Here is a 16,801-nt window from a genome sequence, read left to right as displayed (position 1 = left end):
GGGGTGTCCGCCCGCAGCGGCCGGCACCGGGCAAGGGTGCGCGCGTCGGGGACGGGCGGCCGGACCGAGGACGGACACCCCCCACCCCGGCCCCGCCCCACAACGCACCGCAGGCGAAACCGCAACCGGCCACCGGACGGAAACGGGCCGCCGCAGGCCCCAAAGGGGCGCGGGGAACGGCGCGACCAGCCACAACGAAACCCGCAGACGACGACGCACCCGGCGCCGCAGGCAATCGCGCCCAGCCACAACGAAACCCGCAGGCGACAACGCACCCAGCGCCGCAGGCACCCGCGCCGCAGGCACCCGCAGCCGACAACGCACCCGGCTAGCGCCCGATCCGCGCCACAACCGCCGACGTCAGCTTCGCCAGATCCCCCGGGGACAGCTCGACCTCCAGCCCCCTGCGCCCCGCGGACACACAGATCGTGTCGAACGAGGAAGCCGACGCGTCCAGCACCGTCCGCAGCACCTTGCGCTGCCCCAGCGGCGAGATCCCCCCACGCACATACCCCGTCGTGCGCTCGGCCAGCGCGGGATCCGCCATCGCCGCCCGCTTGCCGCCCACCGCCGACGCCAGCGCCTTGAGGTCCAGCTGCCCGGCCACCGGCACGACGGCGACGGTCAGCGTCCCGTCGACGTCGGCGACGAGGGTCTTGAACACCCGCTCCGGGGAGACACCCATCGCCTCGGCGGCCTCCTCGCCGTACGAGGGATGGCTCGGATCGTGCTCGTAGGCGTGGACCGTGAAGTCCACGCCCGCCGCCGCGAGCGCCACCGTCGCCGGCGTCCCCCCGGACTGCTGCTGCTTCTTAGCCTTCTTCGCCATACCGGCCGTTCCCCAAGATCAGTTCAGACTCGTCGGCCCACGCGTCAGATCCGCCGCGGGCAGCGACGGCAGCGTACGGATGATCGCCGTCTCCGCGCGCAGGAGTTTCAGCTCGTCCCGCAACCGGGACGCCGTGTCCGGCGCCTGCAGCAGCCGCTGCTTGGCCGGCGTGTCCAGCATCATCGCCGCCGCGACCAGGTACGACACCACCGACGGCTCGTCGGGCAGCTCCGCCCCGGTCGACAGCGACCGCTCCCGCGCCCCCGCCAGCCGCTTCTGGTACTGCCGGAACGCCCGCAGCACCCCTTCCGCGAGCGCCCCGGCCTCGTCACCGGGCTCCTCGGGCAGCTCCTCGAGTTCCGCGGTCAGGAACGGCCCCGAGGCGTCCACGGACAGCAGCCGCACCCTCGTCGTACCGGTGGCCAGGACCTCGAAGGAGCCGTCGGCACGCTCCCGGACGGTCGCCGCGTCCGCGATGCAGCCCACGGAGTGGAAGGCCTTCGCCGGGTCGGTGCCGAACCCGGCCGCGGGCCCGAGCTCGGGTAGCGCCGTCTGGTCCGGCATGCCGGGCACACTGGGCGCGACCTCACGGCCGTCGCGGATCGCCACGACGGCGAACCGGCGCGGTTCGTCGTCGGGTGTCTTGAGCAGCTCGCGCATCATGGCGCGATATCGCTCCTCGAAGACGTTCAACGGGAGGACGAGCCCGGGGTACAACACCGAGTTCAGGGGAAAGAGCGGGAGCCGGACGGTGGTCACGGCGCCAAAGCCTAATGGCCGCCCCGGCACACATGTCCGCCCCGCCCGCGCTGTGGACGCCCGCGACCCCGCCACGGCCGCACGTCACAGACCTCGGGGCCGCCGCAGCGGGCGGGTCACCGCTCCCCGGCCACCGCCCCCCGCAGCTCCTCCCGCACCTGCAGGAAATGCCCCAGCGGGTCCTCCGACTGCCGCTCCCACGGGAACGACGTGGCGTACGGGCCGTTCATCCGCAGCTGCTCCAGCGCCTCGCCGGGCCGGTCCAGCCGGGCCAGCACATGGATGAGCAGGTTCCGGATGGGCGCGGGCCACGGATCCGCGGGCCCGAGCAGCGCCGACAGCGCGATCGCCCGGTCGGCCGCCGCGTCCAGCCGCTCGCGCTCCACCCGCGAACCGCTCGCACCGCGCGGGCCCGACAGACAGGCGAATGCCGCACGCAACGGCAGCGCCTGGACGAACGAGTCGGCCGGCGCGTCCTGCGCGGCCCGGTCGGCGAAGTCGAAGCAGGCGCGGTGGGCGTCCTGCTCGGAGGCCGCCAGATAGCGCAGCGCGGCCACATGACAGCCGTAGTGGTGCGGTGCGCGCCGCACCGCCGCCTCCCACAGCTCCTCGAAGTACCGGTGGCCGGCCCGCGCCCCGCGCGCGTGGTCCAGCGCGATGCGCCACGGCACCGGGTCACGGTCGTCACCGCGCGCGGCCCGGGTGATCAGCGGGCTCACCTCGCGCAGCGCCTCGGCGCGGGCGGGGGAGCGCCAGGCGCGGTCCACCGCGAGCTGGGCCTCGACCACCAGCCCGTGCGGGTCGTGCGGGTCGGCCGTGCGCCAGACGTCCAGCCACTCGGGGCGGGAGTGCGCGAAGGCGGCGAGCCGCACGGCGTAACGGTCGCGGCGCTCCCACTCGGCGGCGGCGCGGGTCGCGCCGAGCAGCCCGGCGGCGGGCGCGTGGTCGCCGCGCGCGGCCGCGACCAGCACGGGGGCGAGCCGGGAGTCGGGCGCGTCGAGGAGCACCTCGTCGTCCGGGACGTGGGGGGCGTCCGCGTCGGGGCCGGGGTGCGCGGCGGTGGGGGTCATCCGGCCCGAGCGGATGAACGGCAGCAGCAGAGCCATGGTGTCGACCATTGAAAAGCCGCTGCTCGTGGCCGCGCCAGTGGCTACACGGAACCTCCCGAAAGTTGTACGCCCCGCGGTCAAGGAAGAGCAAAACGTGACCCTTCCTCAACTTATCGAACCCATGTCCCACGTACCCCGGGTAACCGCAGGTGGCGCCCGCGCGCCGAAACGCCCGCAGGCCGAGCAACCAGTGCCGTGACAGCCGCGGGCCGCGCTCCCGGCACCGCAGCAGCCGTCGCCCCGGTCGGCCCCCCCGGCGCCGGAGCAGCCCGTCTCGCCCGGGGTCGGACCCCCGGCGCCGCGCAGCAGCCGTGCCCGGGTCGGGCTACCCGCACCGCGGCGCCGCCTCGCGCCGGTTCTGGCTACCCGCGTCGCAGCAGTCGTGTCGCGCCCGCCGCCACCGCCGTCGCCAGGACCCAGCCCAGCAGGACCAGCGCGGCGGCCAGCCACTGCCAGCCGCCGGTCAGCTGCCACTGGCCGACCTCGCCCAGATCGATCACCGGCAGCAGCAGGTCCAGCGCGAACAGTGCCGGATCCCACGCCGGGTGCTCGTCACGCTGCACCGGCGGCGGCCCCGCGTGCGCGAAGGCCAGCGAACCCGCCGCCCACAGCACCGCCAGCCACAGCGCGGCCCGCCCCGGCCGGTAGCCGTAGGCCACAGTCCAGTCCTGGGCGTAGCCCCACAGTTTCGCGGCGAGCGGCAGCGTCCCGCGGCGATGGCGCTGCTTGGCGAGCAGCACCTCGCGCGCGTCCTCGTCCTCGCCGGCCCCCCGCAGCACCGCGGCCAGACGCTCGTACGGCTCCGGGTTGTACTCGGCGGTCGCCGCGGCCACCCAGGCGAGCCGCTCGGCCAGCGGGAACGGCCCGTGCGGCACCAGGCACTCGTAGGTGAAGCCGGCCATCTGCAGCCGCCCGGGGCCCGGCCAGGCGCTGGCCTGGTCGATGAGGGTGACGATCCGCGCGCCGGACAGCACCACCCGTCCCAGCCGCGGCTGCTCGCCGAGGAAGCGCAGCTCCGGCGTCTGCACGCGGCGCAGCGACAGCTCCTGCTCCTCACCGAGCGCGAACCGGGCCCGCTCGAAGTCCACCGCGTCGCCGAACCGCCCGTCGTCCAGCCGCACCCCGCCCCGGCACTCGAACGCCTGGATCCGCGTCCCCTGCGCCGGTGTGACCCCCATCAGCGCCTGGCCGACGCCGGCCGGGGTCAGGTACAGCGTGCGCTCCACGGTCAGCTGCGGGGCGTTCAGCGCGTGACGGGCGTACGGATTGGCCAGCCGCGCCCCGCGCAGGCTCAGCGACACGCCGATCTTCGCGCCGCGCAGGCTCAGCTCCCCGTCCGACCGCAGCAGCTCCGCCTGCAGGTCCTGGCCGACGCTCAGGCCGTCCCCGGCGATGGACCGGCCGGTGCGGTCACGGTGCACGATGGCCTCGTTGAGCATCAGGTCGGTGCCTATGTGCGCGTCGGTGAGCCGGACGCCGCGGTGGAAGCGGCAGTGCGGCATGTGCAGATCGCCCTCGGTGTGCAGGCGCGCCGCCTCCAGTCGCGGCACCGAGCAGTTCACCAGCCGCAGTGTCGTGAAGCGGGCCTCCGGCAGCAGCACGTCGGTCTCGAAGCGGCAGCCGCGCAGCTCCACGTACGGCGCCACCGTGCCGCCCGCGAGGTCGAGCGCGCCGCTGAGCCGCACCCCGACGAGCTTCAGCGCGGAGACGCGGCCCGCGAGGGCGGGCGGGCCGTCCAGCAGCAGCCAGGCCACGATGCGCGCCCGCACCGTGCGCTCCTGCCCCCACGGGTGCCCGCCGTGCGGGTCGTCGACGGTCGGGTCGCCGCTGCTCAGGTCGTACACACTGCCGTTGCGGAAGGCCAGCCACATGCCGGCTTCCGTCGCGGTCAGCTCGTCCGGCAGCTCGCCGGTGTCGTGGAGGCCGACCTCCTCGGTCACGGCGCTCACTTCCTCCCCGGCTACTCGCGAGTTCGGTCTTCGTACAGCCGTTCATGCCCGGTCCGTGACACTCCGAACACTCAAAGTGACGGTCGTCTTCCGGACAGTCCGCGCGCCCATCGGCCGCGTGACCCGGCCGCCGCACCCCCGCTCGCACCCCCGCCCCGACCGCGTCCGCACCCCCCGCCGCGCCCGCGCCCGCACCCCCGCGCCGTATCGCGTCGTGTATCAGCCACTGATACGGCCGCACGGCCCGCAGCGCGGGTCTGAGAGAATTGAGACCGTGATCTCCCGAATCGATCTGCGCGGCGACGCCCTTCCTGAGGGCCCCGCCCTGCGTGACCTGCTGCCCCGAGCCGACTTCGACGTTGCGGCCGCCCTGGAGAAGGTGCGTCCGATCTGCGAGGCCGTGCATCATCGTGGCGACGCGGCACTGATCGACTTCGCGGAGAAATTCGACGGTGTCCGGCTGGAACAGGTGCGGGTGCCGGCCGAGGCGCTCACCCAGGCGCTCGACGAGCTGGACCCGGCCGTGCGCGCGGCCCTGGAGGAGTCCATCCGCCGCGCCCGCCTCGTGCACCGCGCGCAGCGCCGCTCCACGCACACCACCGAGGTCGTGCCCGGCGGCACGGTGACCGAGAAGTGGGTGCCGGTCGAGCGCGTCGGCCTCTACGCGCCCGGCGGCCGGTCCGTCTACCCGTCGTCCGTGGTCATGAACGTCGTCCCGGCCCAGGAGGCCGGTGTCGAGTCCATCGCGCTCGCCTCGCCGGCCCAGGCCGAGTTCGGCGGACTGCCGCACCCGACCATCCTCGCCGCGTGCGCCCTGCTCGGCGTCGACGAGGTGTACGCGGCGGGCGGCGCCACCGCTGTCGCGATGTTCGCGCACGGCACCGAGTCCTGCCCGCCCGCCAACATGGTCACCGGCCCCGGCAACATCTGGGTCGCCGCCGCCAAGCGCTACTTCACCGGCAAGATCGGCATCGACGCCGAAGCCGGCCCGACCGAGATCGCGATCCTCGCGGACTCCACGGCCGACCCGGCGCACGTCGCCGCCGACCTGATCAGCCAGGCCGAGCACGACCCGCTGGCCGCCGCCGTCCTGGTCACCGACTCCCCGGAGCTGGCCGACGCGGTCGAGCGCGAGCTCGAGCCGCAGGTGCAGGCCACAAAGCACATCGACGACCGGATCGTGCCCGCCCTCAAGGGCCGGCAGTCCGCGATCGTGCTGGTCGACGGCGTCGACGAGGGCCTGCGCGTGGTCGACGCCTACGGCGCCGAGCACCTGGAGATCCAGACCGCCGACGCCGCCGCGGTCGCCGACCGGGTGAAGAACGCCGGCGCGGTCTTCATCGGCCCCTGGGCACCCGTCTCGCTCGGCGACTACGCGGCCGGGTCCAACCACGTCCTGCCCACCGGCGGCTGCGCCTGCCACTCCTCCGGCCTGTCCGTCCAGTCCTTCCTGCGCGGCATCCACATCGTCGACTACACGCGGGACGCGCTGGCCGAGGTCGCGCACCACGTGGTGACGCTGGCGGAGGCGGAGGACCTGCCCGCGCACGGCGCGGCGATCAAGGCGAGGTTCGACTGGAAGGTGCCGGAGAGCAAGTGAACGTCCGGATCGACGATCTCCCCGTACGGGACGAGCTGCGCGGCAAGTCCCCCTACGGCGCGCCCCAGCTGGACGTCCCCGTACGGCTGAACACCAACGAGAACCCCTACCCGCTGCCCGAGCCGCTGGTCGAGCGGATCGCCGAGCGGGTGCGCGAGGCGGCCCGCACGCTCAACCGCTACCCGGACCGCGACGCCGTCGAGCTGCGCGTCAAGCTGGCCGAATACCTGACGCGCACCGCCGGGTACGAGGTCGGTGCGAGCCAGGTGTGGGCGGCCAACGGGTCCAACGAGGTGATCCAGCAGCTGCTGCAGACCTTCGGCGGACCGGGGCGCACGGCGATCGGCTTCGAGCCGTCGTACTCGATGCACGCGCTCATCGCGCGCGGCACCGGCACGGGCTGGATCTCCGGTCCGCGCAACGAGGACTTCACGATCGACCTCGCCACCGCCGAGAAGGCCATCGCCGAGCACCGGCCCGACGTCGTCTTCATCACCACACCCAACAACCCCACGGGCACGGCGGTCCCGCCGGAGACCGTGATCGCGCTGTACGAGGCAGCGCAGGCCGCCAAGCCGTCGATCGTGATCGCGGACGAGGCGTACATCGAGTTCAGCCACGGCGGCTCGCTGCTGCCGCTGCTGGAAGGCCGCCCGCACCTCGTCGTCTCCCGCACCATGTCGAAGGCGTTCGGCGCGGCGGGCCTGCGTCTCGGCTATCTCGCCGCGCACCCGGCCGTCGTGGACGCCGTCCAGCTGGTGCGGCTGCCGTACCACCTGTCGGCGGTCACCCAGGCGACCGCGCTGGCCGCGCTGGAGCACACCGACACGCTGCTCGGCTATGTCGAGCAGCTGAAGGCCGAGCGGGACCGGCTGGTGAGCGCACTGCGGGCGATCGGCTACGAGGTGACCGCCTCGGACGCCAACTTCGTGCAGTTCGGCCGGTTCGACGACGCCCACGAGGTCTGGCAGAGGATCCTCGACCGGGGCGTCCTCGTCCGGGACAACGGCGTGCCGGGCTGGCTGCGGGTCACCGCGGGCACCCCGCAGGAGAACGACGCGTTCCTCGACGCGGTCCGTGAAGTGAAGAAGGAGTCCCAGGCATGAACCGCGTTGGACGCATAGAGCGCACCACCAAGGAGACCTCGGTGCTGGTCGAGATCGACCTCGACGGCACCGGGAAGACCGACATCGCCACCGGCGTCGGCTTCTACGACCACATGCTCGACCAGCTCGGCCGGCACGGTCTGTTCGACCTGACCGTGAAGACCGACGGCGACCTGCACATCGACTCCCACCACACCATCGAGGACACCGCCCTCGCGCTCGGCGCCGCCTTCAAGCAGGCGCTCGGCGACAAGGTGGGCATCTACCGCTTCGGCAACTGCACGGTCCCGCTGGACGAGTCCCTCGCCCAGGTCACCGTCGACCTCTCCGGCCGCCCCTACCTGGTGCACACCGAGCCGGAGAACATGGCGCCGATGATCGGCGAGTACGACACCACGATGACCCGGCACATCCTGGAGTCCTTCGTGGCCCAGGCCCAGGTAGCGCTGCATGTGCACGTGCCCTACGGCCGCAACGCGCACCACATCGTGGAGTGCCAGTTCAAGGCGCTGGCCCGGGCCCTGCGCTACGCCTCCGAGCGCGACCCGCGCGCGGCCGGCATCCTCCCGTCCACGAAGGGTGCGCTGTAAAAGCGATGAACGGTCTGTCCACCGTCCTGATCGTCGTCGGTCTGTTCCTGATCGGCGGCATCATCTCCTTCGTCAAGCAGAAGATGCCGCGGAGCCTGATCGTGCTGCTGTCCGTCGGCGCGGCCATGTGCCTGGTCGCGGGCGTGATGCGGCTGGAGGTGTGGAGCTGATGAGCACCCCGAAGAAGGTCGTCGTCTTCGACTACGGCTTCGGGAACGTGCGCTCCGCCGAGCGCGCCCTGGCACGCACGGGTGCCGACGTCGAGATCACCCGTGACTACGACCGCGCCATGAACGCCGACGGCCTGCTCGTGCCCGGCGTCGGCGCCTTCGCCGCCTGCATGACCGGCCTCAAGGAGGCCCGCGGCCACTGGATCGTCGAGCGCCGGCTGGCCGGCGGCCGTCCGGTGATGGGCATCTGCGTCGGCATGCAGATCCTCTTCGCGCGGGGCATCGAGCACGGCGTGGAGGCCGACGGCCTGGACGAGTGGCCCGGCACGGTCGAGCCGCTCCAGGCCGACATCGTGCCCCACATGGGCTGGAACACCGTGGACGCCCCGGCCGGCTCGGAGCTGTTCGCCGGCCTGGACGCCGACGCCCGCTTCTACTTCGTGCACTCCTACGCCGTCCACGACTGGACCATGGAGACGCACCACACGGCGATGGAGGCCCCCAAGGTCACCTGGGCCACGCACGGCAAGCCGTTCGTGGCCGCCGTGGAGAACGGCGTCCTGTGGGCCACGCAGTTCCACCCCGAGAAGTCCGGCGACGCCGGAGCCCAGCTCCTCACCAACTGGATCGGAACACTGTGAGCAAGCTCGAACTCCTCCCCGCCGTCGACGTCCGCGACGGCCAGGCCGTCCGCCTGGTGCACGGAGAGTCCGGCACCGAGACCTCCTACGGCTCCCCGCTGGAGGCCGCCCTGGCCTGGCAGCGTTCCGGCGCCGAGTGGCTGCACCTGGTCGACCTGGACGCCGCCTTCGGCACCGGGGACAACCGCGAACTGATCGCCGAGGTCGCGAAGGCCATGGACATCAAGGTCGAGCTGTCCGGCGGCATCCGTGACGACGACACCCTGGCCGCCGCGCTGGCCACCGGCTGCACCCGCGTCAACCTGGGCACGGCGGCCCTGGAGACCCCGGAGTGGGTCGCCAAGGTCATCGCCGAGCACGGCGACAAGATCGCCGTCGGCCTCGACGTGCGCGGCACCACCCTGCGCGGCCGCGGCTGGACCCGCGACGGCGGTGACCTCTACGAGACGCTGGACCGCCTGAACAAGGAGGGCTGCGCCCGCTACGTCGTCACCGACATCGCCAAGGACGGCACGCTCCAGGGCCCGAACCTGGAGCTGCTGAAGAACGTCTGCGCGGCCACCGACCGCCCGGTCGTGGCCTCCGGCGGCGTGTCCTCGCTGGACGACCTGCGCGCCATCGCCGGCCTGGTACCTCTCGGTGTCGAGGGCGCCATCGTCGGGAAGGCGCTGTACGCGAAGGCGTTCACCCTGGAAGAGGCCTTGGAGGCGGTAGCCAAGTGAGCGACATCCGACGTGTGTCGACCGGCGCGCCCTGGGAGGAGCAGTTCGGCTACTCCCGCGCGGTGGAGCTGCCCAACGGCCTGGTGCTGGTCTCGGGCTGCACGTCCATCGTGGACGGGCAGATCGCCGGGGGCGGCCCGTACGAGCAGGCGGTCAACGCCTTCCAGGTCGCCCTGGCGGCGCTGAAGGAGGTGGGGCTCGGCCGGGACGACGTCGTGCGGACGCGCATGTACATCACCCATGCCCGGGACGTGGAGGACGTCGGCCGTGCGCACAAGGAGCTGTTCGACTCCGTCCGGCCCGCCGCGTCGATGATCATCGTCTCCGGTTTCGTCGACCCCAGCCTGGTCGTCGAGGTCGAGGTGGAGGCGTACCGCCCCGGTGCGGAGCGGGGAGTGTCCGCATGACCCTGGCGGTCCGAGTCATTCCCTGCCTGGACGTGGACAACGGCCGGGTCGTCAAGGGTGTCAACTTCCAGAACTTGCGCGACGCGGGCGACCCCGTCGAGATGGCCAAGGTCTACGACGCCGAGGGCGCCGACGAGCTGACCTTCCTGGACATCACCGCGTCCTCGGGAAACCGGGAGACGACGTACGACGTGGTGCGCCGCACCGCCGAGCAGGTGTTCATCCCGCTCACCGTGGGCGGCGGGGTGCGCACCGCCGAGGACGTGGACAAGCTGCTGCGGGCGGGCGCCGACAAGGTCGGCGTGAACACGGCCGCGATCGCCCGCCCGGAGCTGATCCGGGAGATCGCCGAGCGGTTCGGCCGGCAGGTGCTGGTGCTGTCGGTCGACGCGCGCCGCACGGAGAGCGGGTCCTTCGAGGTCACCACGCACGGCGGGCGCCGCGGCACCGGCATCGACGCCGTCGAGTGGGCCCACCGGGCGGCCGAGCTGGGCGCGGGCGAGATCCTGCTGAACTCCATGGACGCCGACGGCACCAAGGACGGCTACGACCTGGAGATGATCGCGGCCGTACGCAAGCACGTGACGATCCCGGTGATCGCCTCGGGCGGCGCCGGCAAGCTCGCCGACTTCGCCCCGGCCGTCGAGGCGGGCGCGGACGCGGTGCTGGCCGCGTCGGTGTTCCACTTCGGCGACCTGCGCATCGGCGAGGTGAAGCAGACGCTGCGGGGGGCGGGGCACCCCGTGCGCTGACCTCCTCAGCCGAGCGTTCGACCCGGGCCCCGGCCGGTCACTGACCGGCCGGGGCCTTTTCGCGGGCAGAAGCAAAAGGAAAGTTGTGCAAAATATGTTGCGCAACTTTTCTTTCGCATCTACGGTCGAGGCATGCCGGACAAGGAAAGAGACCGCCGCATCCGGGACGTGGGCACGCTCAAGGCGCTCGCCCACCCGCTGCGGATGAAGCTGTACCGGGCGCTGACCATCGCCCGCACCGCCACCGCCTCCCAGCTCGCCGAGCAGGTCGACGAGGCCGTGTCCCTGGTCAGCTACCACCTGCGCAAGCTCGCCGAGCACGGCCTGATCGAGGAGGCCGAGAAGCAGAGCGCGGACGCCCGCGAACGCTGGTGGCAGCCCTCCACCGACGGCGTCACCATCCGTGACGAGGACTTCCGCGACGCCCCGGAGAAGGCCGCCGCGCACACCGCCGCCAGCCGCCTCTTCTTCGAGCAGCGCGCCGACACCTACCGCCGCTTCCTCGACGAGCGCGCCCACTGGGGCGCCCAGTGGAACGCCGCCTCCGACTCCTCCGAGTGGCTGCTCAAACTCACCGCGGACGAACTGTCACGGCTGTCCAAGGAGATGTACGACCTCGTGCGCAAGTACGAGGAGCTCGGCCGTGCCGCCGCCGACGCCGGCGACACGGAAGGCCGCGAGAACGTCGCGGTGCACACGTACGGCTTCCCCTTCCGCGCCTGAGATCCCGCGACCCGGGATCCCTCCCGAGAGGACGGTCCGCGTGACCACCACCCTCGCGTCACCCGCCCGCCCGGTCGGCAGACCCGCCCACCGCGACCCCAACGTCCTGCGCTGGCTCGGCGCCTACGCCTCGTCCGCGGTCGGCGACAACGTCTACTACATCGCCCTGTCCTGGGCGGCCGTCCAGAGCGGCACCCCCGCCCAGGCCGGACTCGTCACCGCGGCCAGCGCCGTGCCGCGCGCCCTGCTGATGCTCGGCGGGGGAGTGGTGGCCGACCGCTACGGGCCGCGCCGGGTCGTCCTCGGCTCCACCGCCGCCCGCAGCACCCTCGTGTTCGGCGCGGCCGCCCTGCTGCTCGCCACCAGCCCGGGCCTGTGGGCGCTCGGCGCGGTCGCCGTGCTCTTCGGCATCGTCGACGCCGTCTTCCTGCCCGCGGCCGGCGCGCTGCCCGCGCGGATCACCGCACGCGACCAGCTCACCCGCGTCCAGGGCATGCGGGGCATGGCCACCCGGCTCGCCAACGTCCTCGGCGGCCCGCTCGGCGGCCTCGGGGTCGCCGTCGGCGGCACGGCCGGCGCCTTCGGCCTGGCCGCACTGCTCGTCGGGGTCTCCCTGCCGCTGCTGCTGGGCGTACGGGTGGGCGCGCTGCCGCCGGACGAACGCCAGGACCGGCGGCCGGTGCTCGCCGAACTGCGCGACGGGCTGCGGCACATCCGGCAGGACGCGGTGCTGCGCCCGCTGGTGCTCGCCGCCGCCCTCAGCGACCTCGGCTTCGTCGGCCCGATGAACCTCGGCCTGACCGTCCTCGCCCAGCAGCGCGGCTGGGGCTCCGCCGGCATGGGCTGGGTGCTCGCCGGCTTCGGCACCGGCGCTGCGGGCGCCGCGCTGCTGATCACCTGGCGCGGCCGGATACCCCGCGCCGCGGTGGTGGCCGCGGTGACCAACCTGGTGGCGGCCCTCGCCATCGCCGCGCTCGCCCAGGTCCCGTCCGTCGCCGCCGCGGCCGGCGTGGCCGCCCTCATCGGCGTGAGCGCCGGACTGTCCGGCGCGCTGTGCGGAGCCCTCGTCCAGGTCCGCGCCGGTGCCGCCTACCTGGGCCGGGTCATGTCCGTCTCCACGCTGGTCGGCTTCGGCGTCGCGCCCCTCACCTTCCCGCTGGTCGGCGGCGCCGTGACCCTGTGGGGCACCGGCCCGGTCTTCGCGGTCTGCGCGGGCGTCAGCGCCCTGGCCGGCGTCATCGTCCTGATCGCCCGCGACCTGCGCCGCGCCGAACTCCCGTAGCCCGCGTCCCCGGCCCGCGGGACCTGCGCCGCGCCGAACTCCCGTAGCCCGTGTCCCCGGCCCGCCGGGGGAGCCGCGGCTCGCGGCCCCCGCCCGGGCCGGCGAGGTGGTGGCGCCGCGACGAGCGACGACCGACGTGCTGAGCGCCCTGAAAGGGACGCGGGAAACCCTCCGACCGGCCACATCGAAGCCGCGGCCGGCCACAAGGGAGCCGCAGCGCAACCGGCCACGGCGGACCCGCAGCGCGACCGGCCACGACGGACCGGCCACGACGGACCGGCCACGGGGGAGCCGCAGCCGGGAACCCGGCAGGACCCGGCAGGACCCGGCGCCGCACCCGGCGGCAGCCAGGACCTAGATGCCCAGCTCCTTCGCCTCGTGCAGCTTGGCGATCGCGTCCTCCTCGCCGTCCAGCACCACCTTCGCCGCGTTCTGCCGGCCGTACAGGAACAGCAGCAGCTCCGACGGCTCGCCCGTCACCGTGACCACCGGAGTGCCGCGGTGGGCGACCGCCGTCTGGCCGTCCGGGCGCCGCAGCACCAGGCCCGTCGGGACGCCGCGGCCCATCATCCGGGCCGTGCGCTCCAGCCGGGACCACAGGGCGTCCTGGAACACCGGGTCCAGCTCGCGCGTCGACCAGTCCGGCTGGGCGCGGCGGACGTCCTCGGCGTGGACGTAGAACTCGACGGTGTTGGACGCCTCGTCGATCTGCTTGAGCTGAAACGGTGAGAACCGCGGCGGGCCGGTGCGGATGAGCTGGATCAGCTCCTCGTACGGCTTCGCCGCGAACTCCTCCATCACCTTCTCCAGCCGGGACGCCAGCGGCTTGATCAGGATGCCCCCGGCGGCGTCCGGCCGGCGCTCGCGCACCACCACGTGCGCGGCGAGATCACGGGTCTGCCAGCCCTCGCACAGGGTCGGCGCGTCGGGACCGGCCGTCTCCAGGAGGTCGGCGAGCAGGAGTCGTTCACGCTTGGCGAAGGTCGACATGCCGTCAGCCTACGACCACCCTGCGGACACGGCACAGGCGTTGTCACCCCCGCGCGGCACAATGGCACCCATGACCAGCACTCCCCGGCCCAGCAGCCTCGATCCGGAGATCGCCGCGCGCCTCAAGCGCAGCTCCGACGGCCTCCTGCCCGCGATCGCCCAGCAGTACGACACCGGGGAGGTGCTCATGCTCGGCTGGATGGACGACGAGGCCCTGCACCGCACGCTCACCACCGGCCGCTGCACCTACTGGTCGCGCAGCCGCCAGGAGTACTGGGTCAAGGGCGACACCTCCGGGCACTTCCAGTGGGTGAAGTCCGTCGCCCTGGACTGCGACGCCGACACCGTGCTCGTGAAGGTCGACCAGGTCGGCGCCGCCTGCCACACCGGCGCGCGCACCTGCTTCGACACCGACGTGCTGCTCAAGGACGCCGGTTCCGGCGCACCGGGCTCGGATCAGTAGGGTCGGCCGCCATGGACCTCGAGACGTTCCGCAAGCTGGCCACCGACCGCCGGGTCATCCCGGTCACCCGCAAGCTCCTCGCCGACGGCGACACCCCGGTCGCCCTCTACCGCAAGCTCGCCGCCGAACGCCCCGGCACCTTCCTGCTGGAGTCCGCGGAGAACGGCCGCTCCTGGTCCCGGTACTCCTTCGTGGGCGTCCGCAGCGCCGCCACCCTCACCGCGCGCGACGGACAGGCGCACTGGGTGGGCACCCCGCCCGTCGGCGTGCCCACCGACGGCGACCCGCTGGCCGCGCTGCGCGCCACCCTCGAGGCGCTGCACACCCCGCGCGACCTCGCCCACGACCTGCACCTGCCGCCCTTCACCGGCGGCATGGTCGGCTACCTCGGCTACGACATCGTCCGCCGCCTGGAGAAGATCGGCCCCGGCGAGCGCGACGACCTGAAGCTGCCCGAGCTGACCATGCTCCTCACCAGCGACCTGGCCGTCATGGACCACTGGGAGGGCTCGGTCCTGCTGATCGCCAACGCGATCAACCACAACGACCAGGAGAGCGGCGTCGACGAGGCCTACGCCGACGCGGTCGCCCGCCTCGACGCCATGCAGGCGGACCTGTCCAGCGCCGTCGCCCAGCCGCCCGCGGCACTGCCGCCCTCCGAGCTGCCCGAGTTCACCGCACGCTGGGGCGGCGCGGACTTCCAGGCCGCCGTGGAGGACGTCAAGGAGCGCATCCGGGCAGGCGAGGCCTTCCAGGTCGTCCCCTCGCAGCGCTTCGAGACGCCGTGCACGGCGAGCGCGCTGGACGTCTACCGGGTGCTGCGGGCCACCAACCCCTCGCCGTACATGTACCTGTTCCGCTTCGACGGCTTCGACGTCGTCGGCTCCTCGCCCGAGGCCCTGGTCAAGGTCGAGGACGGGCGGGCGATGGTCCACCCCATCGCCGGTACCCGGCACCGCGGCGCCACCCCGCAGGAGGACCAGGCCCTCGCCGACGAGCTGCTCGCCGATCCCAAGGAGCGCGCCGAGCACCTCATGCTCGTCGACCTCGGCCGCAACGACCTGGGCCGGGTCTGCGAGCCCGGCTCGGTGGAGGTCGTCGACTTCATGTCCATCGAGCGCTACTCGCACGTGATGCACATCGTCTCCACGGTCACCGGCCGCGTCGCCCCCGGCCGCACCGCCTTCGACGTGCTCACCGCCTGCTTCCCGGCCGGCACCCTCTCCGGCGCCCCGAAGCCGCGCGCCATGCAGATCATCGACGAACTCGAGCCGTCCCGGCGCGGGCTGTACGGCGGCTGCGTCGGCTACCTCGACTTCGCCGGCGACTCCGACACCGCCATCGCGATCCGCACCGCCCTGCTGCGCGACGGCACCGCCTACGTCCAGGCGGGCGCCGGTGTCGTCGCCGACTCCGACCCGGTCGCCGAGGACACCGAGTGCCGCAACAAGGCGGCGGCCGTGCTGCGCGCCGTGCACACCGCCAACCGGCTCGGCAGGTAGGGGCACCGCCCAGCGGGTGGGGCGCTTCTCACGGGACCCCGGGTGACGGTTCACCCGGGGTCCGGGCGATAGTGGAGTACGTGACAGCCGTACCTCACCCCCGTACCGAAGCCGCCCCCGCCCGGTCGGGCCGCCGCAGCCTCGCCCTCGCCCTGCTGTGCGGAGCGCTCGGCGCGGCCGTCGCACTGCTGTCCACCCGGCAGCGCTGGGCCGACGGCACCGCGACGGTCGCCGGCGGCGCCTTCCCGCTCTCCGCCAAGGGCAGCGACGTCACCGGAGTGCCCGCGGCGCTCGCCATAGTGGGCCTGGCCGCGCTCGTCGCCGTCTTCGCCGTGCGCCGCGCCGGCCGGCTGCTGGTGTCCGCCGTCCTCGCCCTGGCCGGCGCGGGCACCGTCGCCGCCGCCCTGATCGGGGCGAGCGACAGCGCCGCCCTCGACGACAAGGCCGCGGCGGCCTCCGGCGACACCTCCGCCACCGTGGGCACGCTCACCCACACCGCCTGGCCCTACGCCGCCGCCGTCGGCGGCGCGCTCATCCTGCTGGCCGGCCTGCTCGCCCTGCGCTACGGCCGGCTGTGGCCCGCGATGTCCGGGCGCTACGAACGCTCCGGCGCACCCCGCCCGCGCCGCGCCGCCCGGACCGTCGACCCCGACCGCCCCGAGGACCTGTGGAAGGCCCTCGACCGCGGCGAGGACCCCACGGGCACCGACCCGGCCGCCGGCCCGGCCTGACCCGCTCCGACGGCCCACCCCGGCGCACGGCACGCGCGTGCGTACGGGACAATGGAGCTGAACACCACGTCCGTCACGGACACGTACGACTTACACGGCAACGAGGAGCTAGCAATGGCGGGCAGCAGCCACGGACACACCCCGGCCGCCTGGACCGGTGTCATCATCGCCTTCATCGGTTTCTGCGCCGCCGGCGCCTTCGTGGTGCTGGCCCAGCCGGTCGGCTTCTGGGTCAGCATGGGCGTCGTGTGCCTCGGCGGTGTCGTCGGCGGCATCATGCGCTCCATGGGCATGGGCGCCCCGAAGTCCGCGTCCGAGCCGCTGGTGATGGCCGACCGGCCCACGGCCAACCGCGAGGCGGCCGTCGCCAAGGGCTGAGCCCTCGACCGGCCCCGCAGACGCCGTGAGGGGCGTCCCCGCCCCCCCCCGGGCCCGGACCCCCCCCCCGGCCGCGTGCGCCAAGGGGGGGGCACATG

General features: G+C 73.5%; 19 protein-coding genes. 14 read left to right on the top strand and 5 right to left on the bottom strand.

What is annotated here, in order from left to right; genetic code table 11:
- Nucleotides 1–328: 328 nt before the first annotated feature.
- From ybaK to AB0E88_RS35150, 4 genes are all read right to left on the bottom strand, one after another.
- Nucleotides 329–829 carry a Cys-tRNA(Pro) deacylase gene (ybaK, locus tag AB0E88_RS35165; RefSeq protein WP_361639111.1) on the bottom strand — a complete coding sequence of 167 codons (501 nt, stop codon included), beginning with the start codon at nt 827–829 and terminating at the stop codon, nt 329–331.
- 18 nt (nt 830–847) lie between these two features.
- The gene (locus AB0E88_RS35160) at nt 848–1,588 is read right to left on the bottom strand and encodes an LON peptidase substrate-binding domain-containing protein (protein ID WP_361639108.1); all 741 of its coding nucleotides are present in this window, start codon (nt 1,586–1,588) and stop codon (nt 848–850) included.
- 116 nt (nt 1,589–1,704) lie between these two features.
- Nucleotides 1,705–2,706, bottom strand: a complete 1,002-nt coding sequence (locus AB0E88_RS35155) for a hypothetical protein (protein ID WP_361639105.1) — start codon at nt 2,704–2,706, stop codon at nt 1,705–1,707.
- Nucleotides 2,707–3,059: 353 nt separating this feature from the next.
- Nucleotides 3,060–4,637, bottom strand: coding sequence for an oxidoreductase (locus AB0E88_RS35150; RefSeq protein WP_361639102.1), 1,578 nt, complete (start codon nt 4,635–4,637; stop codon nt 3,060–3,062).
- 283 nt (nt 4,638–4,920) lie between these two features.
- Here AB0E88_RS35150 and hisD point away from each other — a divergent pair, with 283 nt between their 5' ends.
- The 10 genes from hisD to AB0E88_RS35100 all read left to right on the top strand — a co-directional run bounded on the left by hisD (nt 4,921) and on the right by AB0E88_RS35100 (nt 12,639).
- Entirely contained in the window at nt 4,921–6,246 is a 1,326-nt protein-coding gene (hisD, locus tag AB0E88_RS35145; RefSeq protein ID WP_361639100.1) for a histidinol dehydrogenase, read from the top strand.
- Nucleotides 6,243–7,352, top strand: coding sequence for a histidinol-phosphate transaminase (locus AB0E88_RS35140; RefSeq protein ID WP_361639097.1), 1,110 nt, complete (start codon nt 6,243–6,245; stop codon nt 7,350–7,352). The genes hisD and AB0E88_RS35140 overlap by 4 nt, the downstream gene beginning before the upstream one ends.
- Nucleotides 7,349–7,942: an imidazoleglycerol-phosphate dehydratase HisB gene (hisB, locus tag AB0E88_RS35135; protein ID WP_361639094.1), complete on the top strand. Its 594-nt coding sequence runs from the start codon at nt 7,349–7,351 to the stop codon at nt 7,940–7,942. Before AB0E88_RS35140 ends, hisB begins: the two co-directional genes overlap by 4 nt.
- Before the next feature lie 5 nt (nt 7,943–7,947).
- A complete protein-coding gene (locus AB0E88_RS35130; RefSeq protein WP_361639091.1) occupies nt 7,948–8,112 on the top strand; it encodes a hypothetical protein in 165 nt (54 codons plus the stop codon).
- Nucleotides 8,112–8,753: an imidazole glycerol phosphate synthase subunit HisH gene (gene hisH / locus AB0E88_RS35125; protein WP_361639088.1), complete on the top strand. Its 642-nt coding sequence runs from the start codon at nt 8,112–8,114 to the stop codon at nt 8,751–8,753. The genes AB0E88_RS35130 and hisH overlap by 1 nt, the downstream gene beginning before the upstream one ends.
- Nucleotides 8,750–9,475 (top strand): bifunctional 1-(5-phosphoribosyl)-5-((5-phosphoribosylamino)methylideneamino)imidazole-4-carboxamide isomerase/phosphoribosylanthranilate isomerase PriA, encoded by a 726-nt coding sequence (gene priA / locus AB0E88_RS35120; protein WP_361639086.1) that lies wholly within the window; start codon nt 8,750–8,752, stop codon nt 9,473–9,475. The genes hisH and priA overlap by 4 nt, the downstream gene beginning before the upstream one ends.
- Complete coding sequence (locus tag AB0E88_RS35115) at nt 9,472–9,882, top strand: RidA family protein (protein ID WP_361639083.1); 411 nt, start codon at nt 9,472–9,474, stop codon at nt 9,880–9,882. The genes priA and AB0E88_RS35115 overlap by 4 nt, the downstream gene beginning before the upstream one ends.
- Nucleotides 9,879–10,634, top strand: a complete 756-nt coding sequence (hisF, locus tag AB0E88_RS35110; RefSeq protein ID WP_361639080.1) for an imidazole glycerol phosphate synthase subunit HisF — start codon at nt 9,879–9,881, stop codon at nt 10,632–10,634. The genes AB0E88_RS35115 and hisF overlap by 4 nt, the downstream gene beginning before the upstream one ends.
- Before the next feature lie 132 nt (nt 10,635–10,766).
- Nucleotides 10,767–11,357, top strand: coding sequence for a helix-turn-helix domain-containing protein (locus tag AB0E88_RS35105; protein ID WP_361639078.1), 591 nt, complete (start codon nt 10,767–10,769; stop codon nt 11,355–11,357).
- Between the two features lie 40 nt (nt 11,358–11,397).
- Nucleotides 11,398–12,639 (top strand): MFS transporter, encoded by a 1,242-nt coding sequence (locus AB0E88_RS35100; RefSeq protein WP_361639075.1) that lies wholly within the window; start codon nt 11,398–11,400, stop codon nt 12,637–12,639.
- Nucleotides 12,640–12,993: 354 nt separating this feature from the next.
- Here AB0E88_RS35100 and AB0E88_RS35095 read toward each other — a convergent pair whose 3' ends face one another.
- On the bottom strand, nt 12,994–13,629 hold the full coding sequence (locus AB0E88_RS35095) for a TIGR03085 family metal-binding protein (RefSeq protein WP_361639072.1): 636 nt from the start codon (nt 13,627–13,629) through the stop codon (nt 12,994–12,996).
- 70 nt (nt 13,630–13,699) lie between these two features.
- Here AB0E88_RS35095 and hisI point away from each other — a divergent pair, with 70 nt between their 5' ends.
- From hisI to AB0E88_RS35075, 4 genes are all read left to right on the top strand, one after another.
- Nucleotides 13,700–14,092 carry a phosphoribosyl-AMP cyclohydrolase gene (gene hisI, locus AB0E88_RS35090; protein ID WP_361639069.1) on the top strand — a complete coding sequence of 131 codons (393 nt, stop codon included), beginning with the start codon at nt 13,700–13,702 and terminating at the stop codon, nt 14,090–14,092.
- An 11-nt stretch (nt 14,093–14,103) separates the two neighbouring features.
- Nucleotides 14,104–15,594 (top strand): anthranilate synthase component I, encoded by a 1,491-nt coding sequence (locus AB0E88_RS35085; RefSeq protein ID WP_361639066.1) that lies wholly within the window; start codon nt 14,104–14,106, stop codon nt 15,592–15,594.
- 71 nt (nt 15,595–15,665) lie between these two features.
- A complete protein-coding gene (locus tag AB0E88_RS35080; protein WP_361639063.1) occupies nt 15,666–16,325 on the top strand; it encodes a TIGR02234 family membrane protein in 660 nt (219 codons plus the stop codon).
- Nucleotides 16,326–16,439: 114 nt separating this feature from the next.
- Entirely contained in the window at nt 16,440–16,703 is a 264-nt protein-coding gene (locus AB0E88_RS35075) for an HGxxPAAW family protein (RefSeq protein ID WP_361639059.1), read from the top strand.
- The last annotated feature ends 98 nt before the right edge of the window (nt 16,704–16,801 follow it).

Source organism: Streptomyces sp. NPDC028635 (genome assembly GCF_040637635.1).
Taxonomy (GTDB): Bacteria; Actinomycetota; Actinomycetes; order Streptomycetales; family Streptomycetaceae; genus Streptomyces.
This window is presented reverse-complemented; position numbering and strand designations above follow the sequence as displayed.